Genomic DNA, 21,042 nt, shown 5'->3' on the forward strand with positions numbered 1-21,042 from the left:
GGACCGGAAGGTGGTCCGGACGGTGGTCTAGAAGTACGTGCGGAGGTAGTCCGTGACCGTGCCGTCGGCCTCGGTCAGCGGGATGAGCTGCCACTTGTCGAAGGACGTGCAGGGGTGCGAGAGCCCCAGGCCCACCCAGTCGCCCACCTCCAGCTCGGCGCCCTCCTCGGTCCGCACCCAGGCGTGCTGGTCGGACAGGCCGGTGACGGTGATGCCGGTGGCCGGCCGCTCGGAGCCGTCCCGGGCGGACCGCACGACCTGCGCCTGCGGCAGGTCCAGGTCGTACGCCGCGTCGCGCTTGCCCGCGTTCAGGAACGCCTGGTCCGGCGCCGGACGGGAGACCACCTGCGCCCAGAGGCGGAAGGCGGGCCGCAACGCGCCCTCTTCCGGGACGCGGTTGAAGGGGGTGAGCCGCCGGTAGTGGCCGTCGTCGTGCGAGACGTACGCGCCCGAGCGCAGCAGCTTGAGCACCGGCCGGGACAGCTCCGGCACCTCCGCGAAGACCTCGGCGACCGCGTCGAACCAGGCGCTGCCGCCCGCGCTCACCACGATCTCCTCGTCCGCGCCCAGGGCGGCGAACCGGCCGTCCGCGTCGAAGGCGGCGGCCAGCGCCACCAGGCGGCGCAGCCACGCGGTGACCCGCTCGGGGCTCGCCTCCGGTACCTCGCCCTCGTACCCCGCGACGCCCACCAGGCGCAGGGTGTCCGCGGCGGCCACCGCCTCGGCCACCGCGGCGCACTCCGCCTCGGTCCGCACGCCGGTCCGGGCGCCCTCGCCGGCGCCCAGCTCGACGACCACGTCCACCGGGCGGGCGGGGGCGGCCTCGCGCAGCGCGGCGTCCATCAGCTCCACACCGCGTACGGAGTCCACGTAACAAACGAAGCGGAAGTCCGGGTCGGCGTCCAGCTCACCGGCCAGCCATCGCAGGGCGGCGGCGTCCACCAGCTCGTTCGCGAGGAAGATCCGCCCGATGCCGAACGCGCGGCAGACGCGGACCTGGTGGGGGACGGCGACGGTGATGCCCCAGGCGCCGTGCGCGAGCTGGCGGGCGAACAGCCGCGGGGACATGGAGGTCTTGCCGTGCGGGGCGAAGGCCAGGCCGTGCCGGGCGGAGTAGGTCTCCATCAGGGCGAGGTTGTGCGCGACGGATTCGGCGGACAGGGCCAGGACGGGCGTGGTGAAGCCGCCGGTGAACAGGTTGCGCCGCTCGGCGGCCAGCTCGCCGACGGTCAGCCCGTCGGCGTCCGGCGGCAGGCCCTTGAACTGCGGACCGACCCGCTCGGCGGCCGGCTCGTCCAGCTTCTGCGCGAGCCGGTCGCCGGTCGGGCCGCCGGTGCCGGCGCCGGTGGCGAGTGGGGAGCGGGACAGTCCGGCGGCCATGCGGGCCTCCTCGAAGTTCTCGTTGCAGTGTATGCAACACCCATTGCGCATATCGCTTACTGCTGTCTAACATCCGAGCCATCGCCCGGTCAATGGTGAGCGACACGGACCGGAACGGCGGGCAACGCCCCGCCTCCGGCCGGGGATCGGGACGGGTGGCCTCCCCGAGGGGCCACCACCGGTCGCCGGCCCCGTCCCCGCCCCGTTCCCGCACCTCCGACCGTCGCGCACCCCGCGAACCGGCCCCGACGCCAAGGAGCGCACCCGATCGTGACCAGGTCCTCGAACACCGGCGGCACCCGCCCCGACCCGGGCGCCGACGTCGTCTGCCTCGGCGAGTCCATGGTCACCTTCATGCCGACGCGGCCCGGCCGCCTCGCCGACGTGCCGTCCTTCGAACGTGGCATCGGCGGCGCCGAGTCCAACGTCGCCTGCGCCCTCGCCCGCACGGGCCACCGGACGCGCTGGCTCTCCCGCGTGGGCGCCGACGGGTTCGGCGACCACCTGCTGGAGACCATCGCCGCCCACGGCGTGGACGTCTCCCACGTCCAGCGCGACCCGGTCCGGCCCACCGGCGTCTACTTCCGCACGGTGGGGGAGCGGGCGACGGGGGCGGAGCCCGGGCCCGACACCACCGACGCGGTATCGGACGATCCGGCCGCGGCCGGGACGCCCGGCGCGCCCCCCGCCGTCCCCCTCGCCGAAGTCGTCTACTACCGCGCCGGTTCCGCCGCCTCCGCGCTGACGCCCGCGCTGCTGGACGAACGCGCCCTGTGGGACGCCCGCGTCGTGCACGTCACCGGCATCACCGCCGCCCTCTCGGACGGCTGCCTGGACGTGCTGCGCACGATCACCGCCCCCGCGCCCGGCCGCCCTCTCGTCTCCTTCGACGTCAACTACCGGGTCGGCCTGTGGCGGGCGCGGGCGATGCGCCGTGCGGAGGAGCAGGCCGCCTACTCCGACGACGGCCCCACGAACGATCCGCGGACCGCCCCCGCGAACGCCCCTCGGACCTCCCACCCCGCCGACGGCCCCGAACTCCTCCTCGACCTGGCCCGCGGCTGCGACCTGGTCTTCGTCGGCGAGGACGAGGCCGCGGCGGCCTGGGGGCTGCACGGGCCCGCGGCCGTCCGGGCGGCGCTGCCCGAGCCCGGCACCCTCGTCGTCAAGCAGGGAAGCGAAGGCGCCACTGTCTACGCGCGCGACGAAGACGGCACGGACACCGTGACCTTCGCCCCGGCGCTGACGGTGGACGTGGTGGCGCCGGTCGGGGCGGGGGACGCGTTCGCCGCCGGGTTCCTGGCCGCGACGCTGCGCGGGCTGCCGGTCTTCGAACGGATCCGGCACGGCCACCTGATGGCCGCCGCCTCCCTGACCGTCACCGGGGACGTAGGGGAGCCGCCCTCCCGCGCCGTCGCCGACCGCCTTGTCGCGCTCGCCCCCGAGGCGTGGGGGAGACTGCGACTCGGCCCCGGCTGGACCACCGAGGACGGCGACCCGCACAGGGACGCCGCCCCCGGCCGGGACGGGAACGACGGCGGAGCCCGGGAAAGGACGGGCGACGGCGGCAGCCAGGGGCCGGGAACCGCACGGGTGGAGGTCCGTACCCCATGAGTCAGACAGTCGATCGCGCGCTGAGCATCCTGCCCTTGCTGGCGCAGGGCCCGGCCAACCTGGAGCAGGTGGCGACCCGCCTGGGCGTCCACAAGTCCACCGCCCTGCGGCTGCTGCGCACCCTCCACGAGCACGGCATCGTCTACCGCCAGCCCGACCAGCGCTACCGCCTGGGCGCCCGGCTGTTCGCCCTCGCCCAGGAGGCCGTCGAGAACCTCGACGTCCGCGAGATCGCGCACCCGCACCTGGTCGAGCTGAACGAACGCTGCGGGCACACCGTGCACCTCGCCGTGTACGAGGAGAACGAGGTCCTCTACATCGACAAGGTCGAGAGCCGCTACCCGGTGCGGATGTACTCGCGCATCGGCAAGCCCGTCGCGATCACCGTCGCGGCGGTCGCCAAGCTGCTCCTGGCCGATCTGCCCGAACCCGAACGCCGCGCGCTCGCCGAACGGCTGGAGTACCCCGCGTACACGGCCCGTTCGACCCCCGACGCGACCGCCTTCCTCGCCGAACTCGCCAAGGTCCGCGACCAGGGCTGGGCCACCGACCTGGGCGGCCACGAGGAGGCCATCAACTGCATCGGGGCCCCCATCCGGGGCGCGGACGGACGGGCGGTCGCCGCCATGTCCGTCTCCGCGCCCAGCGTCGTCGTCACCGGCGACGAACTCCTCAAACTGCTCCCGCTGGTGCGCCGCACCGCCGACGCCATCAGCCGGGAGTACTCCGGGCTGCACACACCAGGGGGCGAGGCGGCACCCGCCGCCGGCCCCCGCACGCCCGGCCGCACCATCACCACAGCCAAGGACTGACACCCATGACCGAGAAGATCGCGCTCACCCCGGCCACCCACACCACCCCGCCCGCCAAGTTCTCCCACGGCGTCAAGAAGGGCAACATCCTCCAGGTCGCCGGCCAGGTCGGCTTCCTGCCCGCCGTGGAGGGCCAGGCCCCCACCCCGGCCGGCCCGACCCTGCGCGAGCAGACCCTCCAGACCTTCGCCAACGTCAAGGCGATCCTCGAAGAGGGCGGCGCCACCTGGGACGACGTGATGATGCTGCGCGTCTACCTCACCGACGTGGACCACTTCGCGGAGATGAACGAGATCTACAACGCGTACTTCGAGGCCGAGGGCCTGAAGGAGGCGGCGCCCGCCCGCACCACCGTCTACGTCGGCCTGCCCAAGGGCCTGCTGATCGAGATCGACGCGCTCGCCGTCCTGGGCTGATCCCCCTTGCCGTTACCGCCCGCGCCGCCCTCGGAGTCCAGCGCGTTTCCCGAGCGTTCCTCGGAGATCGCCCCGGTCACCGAGCGTTCCTCGGAGATCGTCGCGCCGCCGGAGCGTTCGCCGGAGCCTTTCCCGGATCCTGTCGCGGCTTCCGAGCGCTCCCCGGAGCACACCGCGTCTTGCGAACGCGCCCCGGATCCCCTCGCGCGTTCCGGACGTTCGTCCCCGGAGGTCACCACGACCGCTGAGCCTCCGGCCCCCTCGCCGCCGAGCCACCACCAGCCGTACGGCACGGCGCCCCGTACCGACGGGGCGCCGTGCCGCGCTCCCCCCTGCCCGGAAGATCCTGACTGACAACGGAGTCATCGCATGTTCCTCGCCGCGGCCCCCACCCCACCGGCACCACCCCACACCGGCGGACTGCTCGCCCTGATACCCGGCACCGGCGGCCTGCTGACCGTCGCGGCGCTCGGCATCCTGCTGCTGCTCTTCCTCATCATCAAGGTCCGGCTGCAGCCCTTCGTGGCACTGCTGGCCGTGTCCATCGCGGTCGGCCTGGCGGCCGGGCTGTCGGTCACCGAACTCTTCGGCACCGTCCAGAAGTCCGCCGCCGTCTCGGTCATCGAGTCCGGCATGGGCGGCATCCTCGGGCACGTCGCGATCATCATCGGCCTGGGCACCATGCTCGGCGCCATCCTGGAGGTCTCCGGCGGCGCGGAGGTGCTCAGCGCCCGGCTGCTGCGCCTGTTCGGCGAGAAGCGGGCGCCGCTGGCCATGGGCCTGACCGGCCTGATCTTCGGCATCCCGGTCTTCTTCGACGTCGGCATCTTCGTGCTGGCGCCCATCGTGTACGCGGTCGCCAAGCGCTCCGGCAAGTCGATCCTGCTCTACGCGATGCCGCTGCTGGCCGGCCTGTCCATGACGCACGCGTTCCTGCCGCCGCACCCGGGGCCGGTCGCCGCGGCCGGGCTGTTCAACGTGAGCCTGGGGTGGGTCATCCTCATGGGCATCGTCTGCGGCGTGCCCGCCGTGCTGGCCGCCTGGGGGTACGCCGCCTGGATCGGCAAGCGCCTGTTCGTCGCCGTCCCGCTGGACATGGTCGAGGCCGCCGAGGAGGCCCGCTCCGCCGTGGTCGCCGAGCAGCGGGCGGCGGGGGTGACGGCGGACGAGAAGCCGGTCTCGCTCGGCACCGTCCTGACCATCATCGGCACCCCGCTCGTCCTCATCCTCCTGGCGACCTTCTCCTCCATCGCCCTGGACCCCTCCACCCTCCGCTCGGTCATCGAGTTCTTCGGCAGCCCCTTCGTCGCCCTGACGATCGCCCTGCTGATGGCGTACTACCTGCTGGGCGTGCGGCGCGGCTGGTCCCGCAAGTCGCTGGAGACCGTCTCCACCGCCTCCCTCAAGCCGGTCGGCAACATCCTGCTGGTCGTCGGCGCGGGCGGGATCTTCGGCGCGGTCCTCAAGGGCAGCGGCGTGGCCGACGCGCTCTCCTCCACCTTCCAGAACGTCGGCCTGCCGGTCATCGTCCTGGCCTGGCTGGTCTCGGTGGTGCTGCGGGTGGCGCAGGGCTCGGCCACCGTCGCCATCGTCACCACCGCCGGCATCGTGCTGCCGCTGGTCGAGGGCCAGGGCCTCTCCCAGGCCCACCTCGCCCTGATCATCATGGCCATCTCGGCCGGTTCCATCTTCGCCTCGCACGTCAACGACGGCGGCTTCTGGATGGTCGCCAAGTACTTCGGCATCTCCGAACGGGACACCCTCAAGTCCTGGACGGTGCTGGAGTCGGTGCTGTCGGTGGCCGGGTTCGCGGTGGCGGCGGTGGTGAGCTTGGTGGTGTAGGGGCCGGCGTTCGCATCCCATGGGAGGGACGCGGACGAACACCAGCCGTAGGGCGGGCGGGTTCGTATGCCTTCCGTAGGGCGGGCGCGTACGAACGCCGGAACGCCCGGACCGTGGCCTCTCATGGGGGACGGGCCGGGCGTGGCACCCCCTCGGTATCCGGTTGCGGCGCCGGACGGACGTGCCCGAGACTCGCCCGATGATCGTTTTCCGCCCCGTCCTGGAAGTCCTGGGCCCCGACGGCTTCGCCCTCTGGCCCGTCGCCGACGTGGGACGGTACGACTTCCTGCCGCTCGGCGGCGCGCTCACGCCCGACGAAGTCGGCACGGCCGTGATGAGCGCCGCCACCCACAACAGCGTCGCCGCCACCCGCAACAGCCTCGCCTCCGAGCACGACGGCCCCGGCCCCGAAGGCGACGGCCCCGCACACGACGCCCACCCGCCCCGGCCCGCGGATCCGGTCGGCGACTTCCTGCACGGGCTGCTCGCCGGGGAGAACCTCTTCCTCTCCGGCGGCCTGTGGGTCACGGACACCACGACCGGCGCCACCCTGCTGCCGGGCTGCTGCAACGGGCTGGAGGAGCGGGGCGACTGGCGCGAGCTCCTGGACGGCGTCGGCTGGGCCTCCTTCGGGCACGACCCCGGCCCGTTCGCCGAACGCGTCGGTGACCTCGTCCGGCTGACCGTCGACGCCGAGCAGGACGGCAGCCCGGTGATCGAGCTGCCCGTCACCGAACTGCCCCGCCTGCTCGCGGACGCCGAACGCGATCTGACGGACTTCCTGCGCCTGGCCACCGAGTGGGCCGCCCGGCAACTGCCCGAGCACGCCGCCCTCGTCTCCGCCGCCCTCGCCCGCGCCCTGGGCCTGCCCGCGAACGCGACCTGAACGGGCCCCTTTCGCGAGCCGCGAGCCGGGAGGCGACCGGCGCACCGGCCGCTTCGGGGCCCGGCACGCCGGCCGCCTCAGCCGGTCGTCATGACGTCACTTCCCCGCGAAGCCACGACGTCGTGTCCACTGCGATGCCACGCCGTCACTTCGCCGTTCCGCTACTGCGCTACTGCGCCGCTCCGCTACTTCGTCGCGCAGTACTGCGCTTCCTTGCCGATCGAGCGGTACATGCAGTCGGAGTTCTCCAGGAGCTGGAGCACCGCGTCCCGGTTGCGCGCGGTCTCGCGGGCGATCACGGTGTCGCGCGGGTAGAAGCCGCCCGCGCCCGCCGAGGACGGGTACATCTCGAAGGTGTAGCCGAAGATCTTCTGGTCGCCCCACAGCCAGTCGTCGATGGAGCCGTCCGTGACGTACAGGTCGCTGGACTGCTCGGGGGTGTAGCCGTTGCTGGCGGCCATCTTGCGGCCCACGGCGGCGAAGGCGTCCCGGTCGTCCTTGGTCAGGCCGGGGGCGGTGTCGGCGGTGGTGTAGCCGTACGGCCACAGGACCAGTTCGCTGTAGGTGTGGAAGTCGATGGCGGTCTTGATCTGCTGCTTGCCGCCCACGATCCGGCCGCGGACGAAGTTGGCGACGACCTTCACCTCGGGCGCGGAGGCGGCGGAGGGGCCGCGGTAGGTCTCGGAGGCGGTGCTGCCCGAGGAGCCGCCGCAGCAGCCCCACTTGAAGTCCCAGTTGCGGTTCAGGTCGGTGCCGACGTTGCTCGAACCGGCGTTGGGCTGCCGGTTCTTGCGCCAGCTCCGGAAGGAGCCGGTGGCGATGTCGTAGGCGCCGCCGTCCGGGTTCACATCCGGGATGACCCATATCTCGCGGCTGTCGAGCATCTTGGTCACGCGCGGGTCGCTGCCGTAGGTGGAGCCGAACTCCTTGAGGAGGTAGAGCGCCATCTCGACGGTGAGGTGTTCGCGGGCGTGCTGGTGCGCGGTGAACAGGACCTCGGGCTCGTTCTCGTCCTGGGCCACGTTCTTGCTGATCTTGATGGCGACGATGTCCCGGCCTTCATAGGACTTGCCTATGACGCGCTTGCTCATGATGGCCGGATATCTGCCGACCAGCGTGTTGATCTCCTGGGTGGCCTCGGCGTAGTTGTGGTAGCCCGCGTAGCCGGACGGGAAGTCCTTGATCCGGTTGCCGGTGCCGCCGGGTGGCGCGGGCAGCTCCTTGAGCCGGTAGCCGAGGGTGCGCAGCACCTCGGCCTGCGCGGCGTCCGCGGTGACGACGACGGAGCGGCCGTGCACCTCGTCGATGGACACGCCGGTGGAGGCGAGGTCGGAGCGCTGCCGGACGGTGGCCGGGCCCGTCACCTCGTACTGCCGGTTCCGGTCCTGGTCGGCGGCCCGGACCGGGGTGCCGGCGGCGGCGTTGACCGGCCGGTCCTCCGGCGCGGAGTCCCGCGCCGCCGCCGTGATGGGCGCGGCGAGCGCGAGGGTGAGGAGCGCGGCGAGGGCGGTGGTGCGCCGACCGCGGTGGCGAAGTCGCATGCGGGTCTCCTGTGGGATGGGCGGCGAGCGACGGCGACAGTGTTCGGCGTTGGCATGGCCCGGTCAAGGAGTGCGGTCGGTCAACGTGGCGGGACGGTGAAAACCCGCCAACTTGTCATGCTCAATGTCAACTTCGTTGTCACGCACCGCCCCGCCCCGAACAATGCGCACGACGAACCGAAGGAACTTCGGTGACGGACATGTGAGAGGACGACCCCCCATGAAGAAACCTCTCGTCGGCGCCCTGATCACGGCCGTCCTCGGCGCCGCGGCGCTGGTGGGCGGCACCGCCGGACCGGCGGGTGCGGCGCAGGTCCCCGACACCCGGGCCACCCAGGCGCGGACGGCGCCGGTCGAGCGGGCCGCCCCGGCCGCCGCGCCCCGGGCCAAGGCGATCACCTACGCGGGCACCGTGGCCCTGAGCAACTGCTCCGGCTCGGTCATACGGCTGCCCTCCTCCGCCGACAACGACCCGGCCCTGGTCATGTCCAACGGCCACTGCCTGACGGAGGGGATGCCGGGCGCCGGCGAGGTCCTCGTCGACCGGCCCTCCACCCGCAGCTTCACCCTCCTGAACGCCAACGCGGGGAACGCCGGTACGGTGCGCGCCACCAAGCTCGCGTACGGCACCATGACCGACACCGACGTGTCCCTGTACCAGCTCTCGTCCACGTACGCGCAAATACAGCAGCGCTACGGCATCAAGGCGCTCGAACTGGCCGCCACCCACCCCGCCAAGGGCGCCGCCATCAGCGTCGTCTCCGGCTACTGGAAGCGCACCTACACGTGCGCCATCGACGGCTTCGTCCACCGCCTCAAGGAGGGGGAGTGGACCTGGAAGGACTCCGTCCGCTACACCCCCGCCTGCAAGACCATCGGCGGCACCTCCGGCTCGCCGGTGATCGACCACACCACGGGCAAGGTCACCGCGATCAACAACACGGGCAACGAGGACGGCGGACGCTGCACCGTCAACAACCCCTGTGAGGTGGACGAAAACGGCACCGTGACCGTCCGCCAGGGCATCAACTACGCCCAGGAGACGTACTACATCACCAAGTGCTTCGGCGTCGGCAACAAGCTCGACCTCTACAAGGACGGCTGCCAGCTCCCCAAGCCGGGGGCCGGTCGGCGGTGACGAACCGTTGAACGGCAACGGCTGAACGGCCCACCGCGCTCTCCGCGCACCCCCTCGAAGCCGGGGCCCGCACGCACCCGCGGGCCCCGGCGACGCGCGTCCATTTCTCGTGTCAATTAGGCTAGTTTCGATTTAAATATTTCTTTATCAATACCTTGCTCCTCGCGTCCGGCCCCCGTCGGGACCGGAGCCGCCGGCCCCATGACCTGCCCAACCACCTCGATCCGAGCGCTGGTTACCGGCCGCCGCCGCCCCACCGGCACGACGGAACGGTCGTGACGACTCCCCCAGAACGTGTTTTCCGGGGCGGAACTCGTGGATAAAGTGCTGAGCCAAGAGCGCCTGTGGCGCAGTGGTGTGCCGATCTGCGGTTCCGGGGTTTCCGGTGACCGGAGTGAGTGGGGGACGCGACGTGCCGACCGCGATAGCAGTCACCAGCCCCGACCTGGCGTTGCCGGCCACCGACCGGCAGACCCCGGCCGCCGTCGTCGTCCCGTCGCCACAGGCCCGCCCGCTGGACGAGGCGCTGACCGACGTGGACGCCGTCCTCGCCCACCACGGCCACCTCGTCGTCCTGTACTCCACCGCCTGCCCCCCGGAACACGTCCGGCGGCTGCACACGCTGCGCGCCGTCCTGGAGAGCGAGCGGATGGCGATCGTCCCCGTGGACCTGCCGCCGCTGGCGGTCGCCGTGCTCGCCCGGCAGTTGCGGCAGCTCTCGACGGGCGACTTCAGCCCCGGCGTACTGGCCGGAGCCGCCCGGCTGCTGGCCCACTACGTGCACGCGGGCGCGCTGCTGGGCACCGTCGGCCGACTGGACCGGGTGCCGGTCGACCTGCGCACGCACCTGCGGTCCTGGCTGCCGGGCACCCGCTTCGCCGTCCTGGCCGGGCCGCAGCCGCAGCTCGTCACCGTCGACCGGCGCGGCGAGGGCGCCGGGCTGCGCCCGCCCGGCTTCGCCACCCGGCTCGCGGTGGCCCGCGGCCGGTCCGTCGACGACTGGTGGGTGGAGACCGCGCTCGCCTCCGCCTGGCAGGTCCAGGGCACGTACGAGGCCCCGTTGCCCGCCGAGTCCGCGCGGTGGTGGGGCACCGACAAGGTGGTGGAGTTCGCCGCGGCCGTCCCGGACCTGACCGTGCTCTACCAACTGGTGTCGTCCGTCCGCAGAGAGGAGTGCCGCTGGTGCGGTCTGGAACTGATCGGCGACCGGTGTGCCTTCTGCTCGGCCCCCTTGACGCGCCGGGAACCGGCGGGCGCTCCACGCCCCGCCCCCGGGCCCGCGCTCACCGGACCCGCCACCGCCCCGTCCGAGGCGGCTCCGTCGGCCCTGCGGCGGCGCGGGCTGGCACCCGTCGCGCCGTCCGGCGTGGCGGGGCGCCGGACGGTGGAGCGGGTCCGCTGAGCGGCCTGGTTCCGGGCCCGATCCGTCGGTCCGGCTCCCCGGCGACCGCCCGTCCACCCGGCCCCCCGGCGTCCAGTGGTTCTCGTCCGTTCGCCCCCGCCCGCGTGGCCGCCCCGGCCCGCCCCGTCCCGAACGAGGTCGCCCGCCCATGAACTCACGCCAGCGCCGCGGAGTGATCCTGCTGCTCCTGTCGGTCCTGTGCGCCGTCGGGGTGTTCGTCGGCGTGCTGTCGGTGGTCCGGGACGCCCGGTCCATGGTCGGCCCGGAGGTCACCGCCTACCGCCTGCGCGGCGACGTACGGCCCTACGAGCCGCTGACCGACGGCCAGTTCGAGAAGGTGACGATGCCGCGCCGGTGGCTGCCGCCCACCGCCGTCACCGACCTCGCGGCCTTACGCGGCAAGATCGCCGTCACCCGCCTGCGCAAGGGCTCGCTCCTCCAGGACGACATGATCGTCGCCCGGCCGGCGCTCAAGCCGGGCCGGCAGGAGATCGCCATCATGATCGACGCGGCCACCGGCGTGGCCGGGAAGATCACCGCCGGGTCGCGGGTCAACATCTACGCCACCTTCGAGGGCAAGCGGCCCGAGGACAAACCGGTGTCCAAGGTGATCGTGGCCGGGGCCGAGGTCATCGAGGTCGGCGAGCTGACGCCGCTCAAGCGCAAGGACCCGGGCGACACCAGCGCCTCCCGCCGCACCACCGAGCAGGTCCCCATCACCTTCGCTCTCGGCACCAAGGACGCCCAGCGCGTCGCCTACGCCGAGTCCTTCGCCTCCCACGTCCGACTCGCCCTCGTCGCCCCCGGCGACGAGGAGACCATCCCGGCCGACGAGCGCACGTACACCCTCGACGGCGACAAGTGACCCGGAGGCCCAGGTGACCATCCGCATCCTCCCGGCCGTCGGTGACCCCGACGCCGCCCGGGCCGTGTCCTCCCTGCTCAGCCAGTTGCCCGACGCCGAACCCGCGCCCGCGGTCGCCGACTCAGCGGCGCTGCTGCACGCCCTGACCCAGGCCGCGGCCGGGCCCGCCGCCCCCTCGGCCGCGCCACCGGTCTTCGACGACCTCCCCGAGGTCGTCCTCGTCCACGAGCGGATCGGCCCGCAGCCCGCGCTGGAGCTGATCCGCGAGGTGGCGGTGCGGTTCCCCGCCGTCGGCGTCGTCCTGATCACCGCCGACGCCGGGTCCGCCCTCTTCGCCGCCGCCATGGACGCCGGGGCGCGCGGCATCGTCGGACTCCCGCTCGGTTACGAGGAACTGGCCGCCCGCACCCGGGCCGCCGCGCAGTGGGCGACGGGCGTGCGGGTGCACCTGGGCGGCGGCGCCGAGACGGCGACCGGGCCCGCCGGGACGCTCGTCACCGTCACCGGCGCCAAGGGCGGCGTGGGCACCACCGTCACCGCCGTCCACCTGGCGCTCGCCGCCCGCGCCGCCGGGCGCGGCGTCGCCCTGGTGGACATGGACCTCCAGTCCGGCGACGTGGCCTCCTATCTGGACGTCCAGTTCCGCCGCTCCATCGTGGACCTGGCCGGCATCCACGACCTGTCCGCCCGCGTCCTCCAGGACGCCGTGCACGCCCACCACACGGGCCTCGGCCTGCTGCTGGCCCCCGAGGAGGGGGAGCGGGGGGAGGACCTCGACGACCGGGGCGCCCGCCAGATCCTCACCGCGCTGCGGGCCCGCTACGAGGTCGTCGTCGTGGACTGCGGCGCCCAGATGCAGTCCGGCAACGCCGCCGCCGTCGAACTCGCCGACACCGCCCTCCTGGTGACCACCCCCGACGTGGTCTGCGTGCGGGCCGCCAAGCGCCTGGTCCGGCTGTGGGACCGGCTGCACATCCGCAAGGCGGGCGAGACCACCACCGTCGTCAACCGCCTCACCCGCAACACCGAGATCCAGCCCCCGCTGGTCGCCCAGGCCACCGGCACCACCGTGGCCCGCACCACCGTGCCCGCCGGGTTCAAGGAACTCCAGCCGTATGTGGACAGCGGCCGGATGCAGGACCTGGACGGCCGGTCCGCCGTCCGCCAGGCGCTGTGGGCGCTGGCCGCCGAACTCGGCCTCGTCGAGGCCCCGGCCGCGGCCCGCCCGGGCCGGGGCACCCACCGCGCGCGGCCGTCCCTGACCGGGCGGCGGCGGAAGGCCCTGCCGGCGGGGACGGGGGCCGGTGGGCCCGATGCCTCCCCGGCGGGGGCGGGATCGGGGGCAGGGGCAGGGGCGGAGGGCTGAGGTGGGCGGTCGACGGGAGGGGCGGGATGGCGGTCGGTGCCCGGTTCGCGACCGTGGCCAGGTCACCGTCGAATTCCTGGGGCTGCTTCCGCTGATCCTGGTCGTGCTCGCCCTCCTGTGGCAGTTCGTCCTGGTCGGCTACACGTACGCGCTGGCCGGGCACGCCGCCGACCGGGGTGCCCGGGCCGGGGCCGCCGCCGAGACGGGCGGCCCGGGCTCCTGCCAGGCGGCGGCGCGGGACGACCTGCCCGCCGCCTGGCGGGACGCGTCGATCGACTGCGGGCCGGGGGAGGCGGGGCTGTGGAAGGCGACGGTGGACGTGCGGGTGCCGGTGCTCTTCCCGGGGGCGGTGAGCTTCCCGTTCAGTGTGACGGGGACGGCGGGGGCGGTGCGGGAGGAGGGGGAGGGGACGTGAGGCGACGGGGGGCCGTTCGGGAACGAGACCGCGTTCGGGAGCGGGATGGCGACCGAGGCCGCGACCGGGGGCAGGTCTCGCTCGAATTCCTCGGGTTCCTGCCGATCCTGCTGGCCGTCGCGCTGGGCGTGATCCAGCTCGGGCTGGCCGCGTACGCCGTCCAGCAGGCCGGTACGGGGGCGCGGGCGGCGGCCCGCACGGCGTCCCTGGACGAGGCCGACCGCCGCACCACCCCCGAGAACGCGGGCATCGCCGCGATGAGCGGCTGGATCGGGGAGGGCGCGCGGATCAGCGTGAGCCCGCAGGGCGACGCGGTCCAGGCCACCGCCACCGTCCGCATCCCCTCCGTCATCCCCGGCCTCGGCCCCTGGCCCGCCCGGCGCAGCGCGACCATGCCGCTGCCGGACCAGGGGACGGGACAGCCGTGAGCCGGGGCGGCGGTTGGGGAGGAGCCGGGCGCCCCAGAGGCCCACGCGCCACGCCCGGCAGGCCGGACGACGGACCCCGCGCCGACCTGTGGCGCTGCACCCGCCCCCGTGACCGGCCCCGCGCCCGCCACCGTCACCGGACGAACGCCCGCCCCACCGGAGGAACCACCGCGCCATGAGCCTCAGAGCCCGCATCGCCGCCCCCGACGTGCCCGTCGCGCCCCGCGAGGACGGACACCTCGTCGCCGTCTACCGCGCCAAGCTGCTCGAAGAGATCGACCTCGCCGAGATGTCGTCCCTCGCGGCGGCGGACCGGCGTTCGCGCCTGGAACGCGTCCTGGGGCACATCATCAGCCGCGAGGGCCCGGTGCTGTCCACGGCCGAACGCGACCGGCTCATCCGCCGCGTGGTGGACGAGGCGCTGGGGCTGGGCGTCCTGGAACCGCTGCTCGAAGACGCCTCGATCACCGAGATCATGGTGAACGGCCCGGACCAGGTCTACGTCGAGCGCTCGGGCCGGGTGGAACTCGTCCCCGTCCGCTTCGCCTCGCACGAGCAGCTCATGCAGACGATCGAACGCATCGTCTCCACCGTCAACCGCCGCGTGGACGAGTCGAATCCGATGGTCGACGCCCGGTTGCCGTCCGGCGAACGCGTCAACGTCATCATCCCGCCGCTCGCCCTGAACGGCGCCACCCTCACCATCCGCCGCTTCCCCCGCGCCTACACCCTCCCCGAACTCATCGGCATGGGCACGCTGGACGAGCAGATGGTGGTGCTGCTGGCCGGGCTGGTGCGGGCGAAGTTCAACGTGGTGGTGTCCGGGCCCACCGGCGCGGGCAAAACGACCCTGCTCAACGCGCTCTCCGGGCTGATCCCCGACGGCGAGCGCGTCATCACCGTCGAGGACGCCGCCGAGCTCCAGCTCCAGCAGACGCACGTCATCCGGCTGGAGTCCCGGCCCCCGAACGTCGAGGGCAAGGGCCGCATCACCATCCGCGACCTGGTCCGCAACTCGCTGCGGATGCGGCCCGACCGCATCATCGTCGGCGAGGTGCGCGGCGGCGAGACGCTGGACATGCTCCAGGCCATGTCCACCGGCCACGACGGCTCGCTCGCCACCGTCCACGCCAACAGCGCCGAGGACGCGCTGATGCGCCTCCAGACCCTGGCGTCCATGTCCGACGTGCGGATCCCCTTCGAGGCGCTGCGGGACCAGATCAACAGCGCCGTGGACTGCATCGTGCAGCTCAGCCGGCACGCCGACGGATCCCGCCGGATCACCGAGGTCGCCCTCCTCGACTCGCGCGGCCACGAGGACTACCGCCTGGCGACCGTGTGCCGCTTCGACGCCGAACCCATGGGCGCGGACCGGATCGTGCACGGCCGCTTCCGGTACTTCCCGCTGCCCCGCCGGGTCGCCGAACGCCTCTTCCTGGCGAACGAGCCGGTCCCGGCCGCGTACGGCGTCGCGGCATCGCCTGAGCAACTGGCCACCAGGGGGACCGCGGACCGGTGACCGGTCCCCTCCTCTCCCCCTACCTCTTCGTCCTCTTCTCGCTTCTTCTTCCTCTCTCACAGCAGCCACCCCCACCACCTATCGGATCCCCCACCACCGACACGACGGGACGGACGGCACACGACCATGGACCTCGACCGGCTCACCCTGCTCACCCTCGGCGCCGCCCTGCTCTGCGGGGTGCTGGCGGTCGCGGGCGTCCGGACGTACGCGGCCGGGCGGGCCCGGCGACAGGAGCTGATCGACCGGCTCGCGGGCGGCCACGGGAGCCGGCCAGCGACCCGCCGCCGCTTCCCGAACCTGGACCGCCGGCTGCGCGCCACCCGCTTCGGCCGCCGCCTCGAACTGCGGCTGGCGGCCACCGGGCTCAGCCTCACCCCGGCCGAGTTCCTCGTTGCCATGCTGACGGCGGTGGTGGGCCTGTGGCTCGTCGCGCAGGCCACGCTCGCCGCGTTCTTCGGGCCGATCGCCGCCGTCGTCGCCGTCTGGGCCGCGTTCGCGTTCCTGAACTGGCAGCGGCAAAAGCGCATCGAGAAGTTCATCAACCAGCTCCCCGAGCTCTCCCGCATCCTCGCCAACGCCACCCAGGCGGGCCTGGCCCTGCGCACCGCCCTGGCCATGGCGGCGGAGGAACTGGAGGCCCCGGCCGGCGAGGAACTGGCCAAGGTCTCCGACAAGCTCGCCGTGGGCCACTCCATCGACGACGCCCTGGGCGAACTCGCCGACCGGCTGCCCTCCCGCGAGCTCGTCGTCCTGGTGACGACGCTGGTGCTGGCCAACCGGGCGGGCGGCACGGTCGTCGGCTCGCTGCGCAACCTGACCAAGACGCTGGAGGAGCGCAAGGAGACCCGGCGCGAGGTCCGCACGCAGCTCTCCCAGGTGGTCGTCACGGCGTACGTGGTGCCGTTCCTGGGCATCGGCACGCTGCTGCTGATGGACCGGATCGCGCCGGGCGCCATCGACCGGATGACCTCGGGGTTCCTGGGGCAGGCGGCGGTGGTCGCGGCGTTCGTGCTGTACGCGGTGGGGTTCTTCCTCATCCGCCGCTTCTCCAAGATCGACGTGTGAGCCCAGCCCATTTGCGCGTGTGAGCCCCGCCCACTTGCGCGTGTGAGCCCCGCCCGCCTCCGCGCGCGAGCCCCGCCCGCCTCCGCGTGTGAGCCCCGCGCACCGACGACTCCCCTGAGGAACGGACCCCATGGCACTCGGACTCCTGCTGGCCCTCGCCGCCGCCCTCTCCGTGGCGGGCGCGTGCGCGGGCATCGCCCTCTACCGCCGCGAGGCCAAGCTGCCGCCGGACATCGCCGTGGCCCTGGAGGTCGGCGCGTCCCGGACGACGGCCGTCGGCTCGGCGGTGGACCGGGCGGGCATGCGCTACGCCCCCCTCGTCCTACGCCTGATGGGGGACAAGCGTGTCACCAAAGTCCGTAGACGCATCGATCTCGCGGGCAACCCCGGCGGCCTGACCGTGGACCGCTACGCCGCCCGGCGCGCCGTCTACGGCGTCCTCGGATTCGGCGGCGCGCTGGTGATGTTCCTGCGCGGTCAGCCACTGCTGGGGCTGCTGATGGTGCTGTTCGGGCTGTTCTGGACGGAGGTCGGCATCTGGGCGGCGATTCGCCAACGCAAGGACACCATCGACCGGACGCTGCCCGACTTCCTGGACGTGCTGGCCGTCGTCGTCAGCGCGGGGCTCGGTTTCCGTCAGGCATTGGACCGGGTGGCCGACAAGTACGAGGGCCCCTGGGCGGACGAACTACGGATCACCCTGCGGCAGATGGACATGGGCGTCAGCCGCCGCGAGGCGTTCGAGGAACTGCGCAGGCGCAACGACTCCGAGCAGGTCGGACAGTTCGTGACCGCGCTCCAGCAGGGCGAGGAACTGGGGTCGCCGATCGTCGACACGCTGATCCAGATCGCGAACGACATGCGCCGCACCGACGCCCAGAACGCCCGCCGCCGGGCCGCCCGCGCGGTACCGAAGGCGACCATGGTCATCACCACGTTCATGGTCCCCGGCACGATGATCCTGCTGATCGCGGGCTTCTTCCTGGGGTCGGGCACCAACTTCGGCTCGCTGCTCGGCGGTTGATGCGCGCGGGGGCGCGAGGGGAGTGGCGCGCGTCCGGATTCCCTCCCTGGCTCGGGAAGGGCCCTTCGCACCCGCAACGAAATATGGCACAGTCGGCACCCGTGGAACCCCCGGCCCGCCCGCACCGCCGGACGCGGGCCCGGGACGGCGACGACGGCTGAACGGGGGTGGGTCGAGTGACACCGGACGCCAGGCGGCGGCCACACCAACACCCGGTGACACCGAGCCGCCGACTCGCCCCCGGGGCAAGGGAATCGGGACGGGCGGCCTGTTCCGGGGCGGGTGTTCCGGCGTACGTTTCTCGTGTCGCGATCGCTCCTGTGCGCGATGACACCACGGGGACCGACCAGCCGGACCGCAACGGCCCGGCCTCCCTTGGAGGGGAACACGATGGCGAAGCGGGTTTTGGGGAACGACCGGGGACAGACCTCGATCGAGTACCTGGGCATCATCGCGGTGGTGGTGGCCATCGTCCTGGTCCTGGCGACCACGGACTTCGGCAGCCAGATCGCCAACGCCATCGCGGACAAGATCTCCCAGGTGGTCGGCGTCTAGCGGGGCGCCATCCGGTCGCGGGCATGACCCACTCAACCGGCCCCGGGCGGCGCGACGCGGGGCAGGCCCTCCCCTTCTACATCGTCGCGGTGGCGGGCCTGCTCTTCCTCGCGTTCGCCTTCTTCGCCGTCGGGCAGGCGGCGGCGAAACGGAACGACGCGCAGTCGGCGGCCGACGCGGCGGCGCTCGCCGCGGGCCAGAAGTACCGGGATCAGCTCGGTGAAGGGCTCCTCGACGCGTTGCTGAGCGGTACGGACCCGGGCGACCTGCTGGACGGGCGCGGCATCGGGTCCGGCGAGGCCTGCGCGCAGGCCGAACGGTTCGCCCAGCGCAACCGGGCCGGCGCCACGTGTGAGCCCTCCTCGTGGCCCACGTCGTTCGCCGTGAAGGTCACCACCGACGACACGGTCGGGCATTCCGTCGTCGACGTGACGGAGAGTACGCACGCCGAGGCCGCCGCCACGTCGGTGGTCGAACCGCGCTGTTCCCTCCGGCCAGGGCCCACGCCCAGCCCGTCCCCCAGTTCGTCCGCCACGCCCCCGGCCACCGGCGGCGACGATGGCGACGACGGACAAGGGGACGGCCCGGCTCCCGTGCGCCTTCTTTGCGAAGGCAAGGAATGGACGGTGGACCCGGCGCATCCGCAGGACCTTCCGGAGGCGTCCGACCTCTTCTCCGTACGCCTCACGGAGTGAGCGGAGCGAGCGGCGTGCCCGGGCGGTGGGGGAGGGCGGCAGTGCACGACGACCGGATGACGACCAAAGGATTCGCGACCATGAGCATGCGGCGCACCACGAGGGTGGCCAGGGGGGCAGCAGCCCTGGCGACCGCCGTCGGCCTCGCCCTCACTGCGGCCGGTTGTGGCGGCGAGGGCGGCGGGCAGGCCCGGGAAGGCGGGACGACCACGCCCCGGGCCGGCTCGCCGGCCCCGAAGGACAACGGGCCCGACGAGCCGGCCGCCGACACCAGACGGGTCATCGGCGAGATGAAGGGCGCGGACGGGATCGTCATCGCGCTGCACTCCGCGGTCCGCGACTCGGGCGGCTTCGTCACGGTGAGCGGGACGGTGACGAACCACGGCACCCGGGTCTTCAACGCGATCGACTGGCGGTCGCGTGAGACGGAGATGCGGTCGCGTTCGTCCCTGTCCGGGGCCACGCTGGTCGACAAGGCGGGCAAGAAGCGCTACCTGGTGCTGCGGGACACCAGCGGCGAATGCCTGTGCACGACGGGGCTCAGCGGCTTGCGGCCCGGCGCGTCCCGCCCGGTGTTCGCCCAATTCCCCGCCCCGCCGCAGAAGGTCACCGAAGTCGACTTCCAGCTCCCCACCATGCCGACCGTCACCCTCCAGATCACGGAGTGAGCGGGACGATGACCGCGACGTACGCCGCTCGTACGGCCGTCATCACGGCCCTCGCCCTCGCCCTGACCGTGCCGGCATCCGTCGCGTACGCCCAGGATCCGCCGGGCGTGACCGAAGACTCCGCCCCACCCGTCGAAATCGACCCCCGCGACCCCGACCTTCGCATGGTGCAGGGCGCCACCCTCGCCCCCGCGAAGGTGCTCAACATCAAGTCCGTCGTGGAGACCGACGACGGTTCCGAGCGGCGGCAGGACACCAACTCCAACGTGACCTTCGCCCTCCAGGCCGAGGTGCTCTTCGGGAAGGACAGCGCCGCGCTCTCGCCGGACGCGCTGGACCGGATCGGCACCATCGCCGACGAGATCAAACGGCAGAACGCCAAGACGCTGCGCGTCTTCGGGTTCACCGACGACCTTGGGTCCGCCGCGCACGGCCTGACCCTCTCCAAGCAGCGGGCCAACGCCGTGCAGCGGGAGCTGGCCAAGGCGCTGGACTCCTCCCTCACCTTCCAGATCCGCGGCTACGGCGAGCAGTACCCGATCGCCGACAACGCCACGGAGGAGGGCCGCAAGAAGAACCGCCGGGTCGAGGTGAGCTTCCCCCGCACGGGTCCGTGAGGGCGGGCCAGTCGCACGGGTCCGTGAAGGCGGGCCTGTTGGGGGGCGGAAGCGGGTCGGCCGGGCGTCGACCGTGGGCCCGGGAACTCGTCCGCCTCCCGAAGCGTGAGATCCGCGCGCGATTTGGTGGACTGATCGATCCACCAACTGTTAGCGTCCTGCCATGGCCCGTCCCCGGCAGTTCGATGTGGAGCGGGCGGTCGACGCCGCGTTGGAGGCGTTCCTGGCCGCCGGCTATGAAGCGACGTCCACCCAGGACCTGTGTCAGGCCACCGGCCTGGCGCGGAGCAGCATCTACAGCGCCTTCAACAGCAAGCGCGACCTGTACGAACGGGCGCTCGCCCGCTTCATGGAGCGCAAGAACGCCGAGACGTTCGCGCTGCTGGAAAGCGAACTGCCCGTCCACCGCAAGATCCGCACCCTGTTTCAGCGGATCATCGACGAAGAGTACCCGCCCCGTGAGGAGGGGCGCGGCTGCCTGGTCGTGAAGTCGGCCATCGAAGTGGCCGCGCGCGACCGGGAGATCGCGGGCACCCTCGCCCGCGACTACGGCGAACGGCTCTCCGCCCTCCGGGCCGCCATCGACGCGGGCAAGCGGGACGGTGACATCGCCGCCGACAAGGACTCCCGCGCCCTCGCGCACCTGGTCATCGCGACCATCAGCGGACTGCGCGTGTCGGCGCGCTGCGGCGCGGGCCGGGCGGCGCTGGAGTCGGTCGCGGACACGGCGCTGGCCGCGTTCTGAGGCGCGGGCCGCCGACCCTTGTAGATCTTCGTCACGGCCGCGGTGC

21 protein-coding genes are annotated in these 21,042 nt (G+C 73.0%); 19 read left to right on the forward strand and 2 right to left on the reverse strand.

Features of this window, described 5'->3' with window-relative positions:
• Nucleotides 1-27 precede the first annotated feature (27 nt).
• Complete coding sequence (locus tag ABZX96_RS17720) at nucleotides 28-1,380, reverse strand: amino acid deaminase (RefSeq protein ID WP_355545152.1); 1,353 nt, start codon at nucleotides 1,378-1,380, stop codon at nucleotides 28-30.
• Between the two features lie 270 nt (nucleotides 1,381-1,650).
• Here ABZX96_RS17720 and ABZX96_RS17725 point away from each other — a divergent pair, with 270 nt between their 5' ends.
• The 5 genes from ABZX96_RS17725 (at nucleotide 1,651) to ABZX96_RS17745 (ending at nucleotide 6,950) form a co-directional block, all read left to right on the forward strand.
• Nucleotides 1,651-2,994, forward strand: coding sequence for a sugar kinase (locus ABZX96_RS17725; RefSeq protein WP_355545155.1), 1,344 nt, complete (start codon nucleotides 1,651-1,653; stop codon nucleotides 2,992-2,994).
• Nucleotides 2,991-3,806, forward strand: coding sequence for an IclR family transcriptional regulator (locus ABZX96_RS17730; RefSeq protein WP_355545158.1), 816 nt, complete (start codon nucleotides 2,991-2,993; stop codon nucleotides 3,804-3,806). Before ABZX96_RS17725 ends, ABZX96_RS17730 begins: the two co-directional genes overlap by 4 nt.
• Before the next feature lie 5 nt (nucleotides 3,807-3,811).
• Nucleotides 3,812-4,222 carry a RidA family protein gene (locus tag ABZX96_RS17735; RefSeq protein WP_355545161.1) on the forward strand — a complete coding sequence of 137 codons (411 nt, stop codon included), beginning with the start codon at nucleotides 3,812-3,814 and terminating at the stop codon, nucleotides 4,220-4,222.
• A gap of 369 nt (nucleotides 4,223-4,591) precedes the next feature.
• The gene (locus ABZX96_RS17740; protein WP_355545164.1) at nucleotides 4,592-6,064 is read left to right on the forward strand and encodes a gluconate:H+ symporter; all 1,473 of its coding nucleotides are present in this window, start codon (nucleotides 4,592-4,594) and stop codon (nucleotides 6,062-6,064) included.
• Between the two features lie 199 nt (nucleotides 6,065-6,263).
• Nucleotides 6,264-6,950: a hypothetical protein gene (locus ABZX96_RS17745; RefSeq protein WP_355545167.1), complete on the forward strand. Its 687-nt coding sequence runs from the start codon at nucleotides 6,264-6,266 to the stop codon at nucleotides 6,948-6,950.
• 185 nt (nucleotides 6,951-7,135) lie between these two features.
• Here ABZX96_RS17745 and ABZX96_RS17750 read toward each other — a convergent pair whose 3' ends face one another.
• Nucleotides 7,136-8,491, reverse strand: a complete 1,356-nt coding sequence (locus ABZX96_RS17750) for a M14 family zinc carboxypeptidase (protein WP_355545170.1) — start codon at nucleotides 8,489-8,491, stop codon at nucleotides 7,136-7,138.
• Between the two features lie 220 nt (nucleotides 8,492-8,711).
• Here ABZX96_RS17750 and ABZX96_RS17755 point away from each other — a divergent pair, with 220 nt between their 5' ends.
• From ABZX96_RS17755 to ABZX96_RS17820, 14 genes are all read left to right on the forward strand, one after another.
• The gene (locus ABZX96_RS17755; RefSeq protein ID WP_355545173.1) at nucleotides 8,712-9,629 is read left to right on the forward strand and encodes a serine protease; all 918 of its coding nucleotides are present in this window, start codon (nucleotides 8,712-8,714) and stop codon (nucleotides 9,627-9,629) included.
• A gap of 394 nt (nucleotides 9,630-10,023) precedes the next feature.
• Nucleotides 10,024-11,031, forward strand: a complete 1,008-nt coding sequence (locus ABZX96_RS17760; protein ID WP_355545176.1) for a hypothetical protein — start codon at nucleotides 10,024-10,026, stop codon at nucleotides 11,029-11,031.
• Nucleotides 11,032-11,179: 148 nt separating this feature from the next.
• Entirely contained in the window at nucleotides 11,180-11,896 is a 717-nt protein-coding gene (cpaB, locus tag ABZX96_RS17765; protein ID WP_355545179.1) for a Flp pilus assembly protein CpaB, read from the forward strand.
• A gap of 13 nt (nucleotides 11,897-11,909) precedes the next feature.
• Entirely contained in the window at nucleotides 11,910-13,262 is a 1,353-nt protein-coding gene (locus ABZX96_RS17770; protein ID WP_355545185.1) for an AAA family ATPase, read from the forward strand.
• 1 nt (nucleotide 13,263) lies between these two features.
• Entirely contained in the window at nucleotides 13,264-13,677 is a 414-nt protein-coding gene (locus ABZX96_RS17775) for a TadE/TadG family type IV pilus assembly protein (RefSeq protein WP_355545188.1), read from the forward strand.
• Nucleotides 13,674-14,105: a TadE/TadG family type IV pilus assembly protein gene (locus tag ABZX96_RS17780; RefSeq protein WP_355545191.1), complete on the forward strand. Its 432-nt coding sequence runs from the start codon at nucleotides 13,674-13,676 to the stop codon at nucleotides 14,103-14,105. The genes ABZX96_RS17775 and ABZX96_RS17780 overlap by 4 nt, the downstream gene beginning before the upstream one ends.
• 175 nt (nucleotides 14,106-14,280) lie before the next feature.
• Complete coding sequence (locus ABZX96_RS17785; protein ID WP_355545194.1) at nucleotides 14,281-15,624, forward strand: CpaF family protein; 1,344 nt, start codon at nucleotides 14,281-14,283, stop codon at nucleotides 15,622-15,624.
• A gap of 126 nt (nucleotides 15,625-15,750) precedes the next feature.
• Nucleotides 15,751-16,692: a type II secretion system F family protein gene (locus ABZX96_RS17790; protein ID WP_355545196.1), complete on the forward strand. Its 942-nt coding sequence runs from the start codon at nucleotides 15,751-15,753 to the stop codon at nucleotides 16,690-16,692.
• A 130-nt stretch (nucleotides 16,693-16,822) separates the two neighbouring features.
• On the forward strand, nucleotides 16,823-17,716 hold the full coding sequence (locus tag ABZX96_RS17795; RefSeq protein WP_355545199.1) for a DUF5936 domain-containing protein: 894 nt from the start codon (nucleotides 16,823-16,825) through the stop codon (nucleotides 17,714-17,716).
• Between the two features lie 390 nt (nucleotides 17,717-18,106).
• Nucleotides 18,107-18,271: a hypothetical protein gene (locus tag ABZX96_RS17800; protein WP_355545202.1), complete on the forward strand. Its 165-nt coding sequence runs from the start codon at nucleotides 18,107-18,109 to the stop codon at nucleotides 18,269-18,271.
• Between the two features lie 23 nt (nucleotides 18,272-18,294).
• On the forward strand, nucleotides 18,295-18,966 hold the full coding sequence (locus tag ABZX96_RS17805; RefSeq protein ID WP_355545205.1) for a pilus assembly protein TadG-related protein: 672 nt from the start codon (nucleotides 18,295-18,297) through the stop codon (nucleotides 18,964-18,966).
• Between the two features lie 80 nt (nucleotides 18,967-19,046).
• On the forward strand, nucleotides 19,047-19,634 hold the full coding sequence (locus ABZX96_RS17810; RefSeq protein WP_355545208.1) for a hypothetical protein: 588 nt from the start codon (nucleotides 19,047-19,049) through the stop codon (nucleotides 19,632-19,634).
• An 8-nt stretch (nucleotides 19,635-19,642) separates the two neighbouring features.
• A complete protein-coding gene (locus tag ABZX96_RS17815; protein WP_355545211.1) occupies nucleotides 19,643-20,251 on the forward strand; it encodes an OmpA family protein in 609 nt (202 codons plus the stop codon).
• Nucleotides 20,252-20,414: 163 nt separating this feature from the next.
• On the forward strand, nucleotides 20,415-20,996 hold the full coding sequence (locus ABZX96_RS17820; RefSeq protein WP_355545214.1) for a TetR/AcrR family transcriptional regulator: 582 nt from the start codon (nucleotides 20,415-20,417) through the stop codon (nucleotides 20,994-20,996).
• The last annotated feature ends 46 nt before the right edge of the window (nucleotides 20,997-21,042 follow it).

The organism is Streptomyces sp. NPDC003077, assembly GCF_040611095.1.
Taxonomy (GTDB): Bacteria; Actinomycetota; Actinomycetes; order Streptomycetales; family Streptomycetaceae; genus Streptomyces.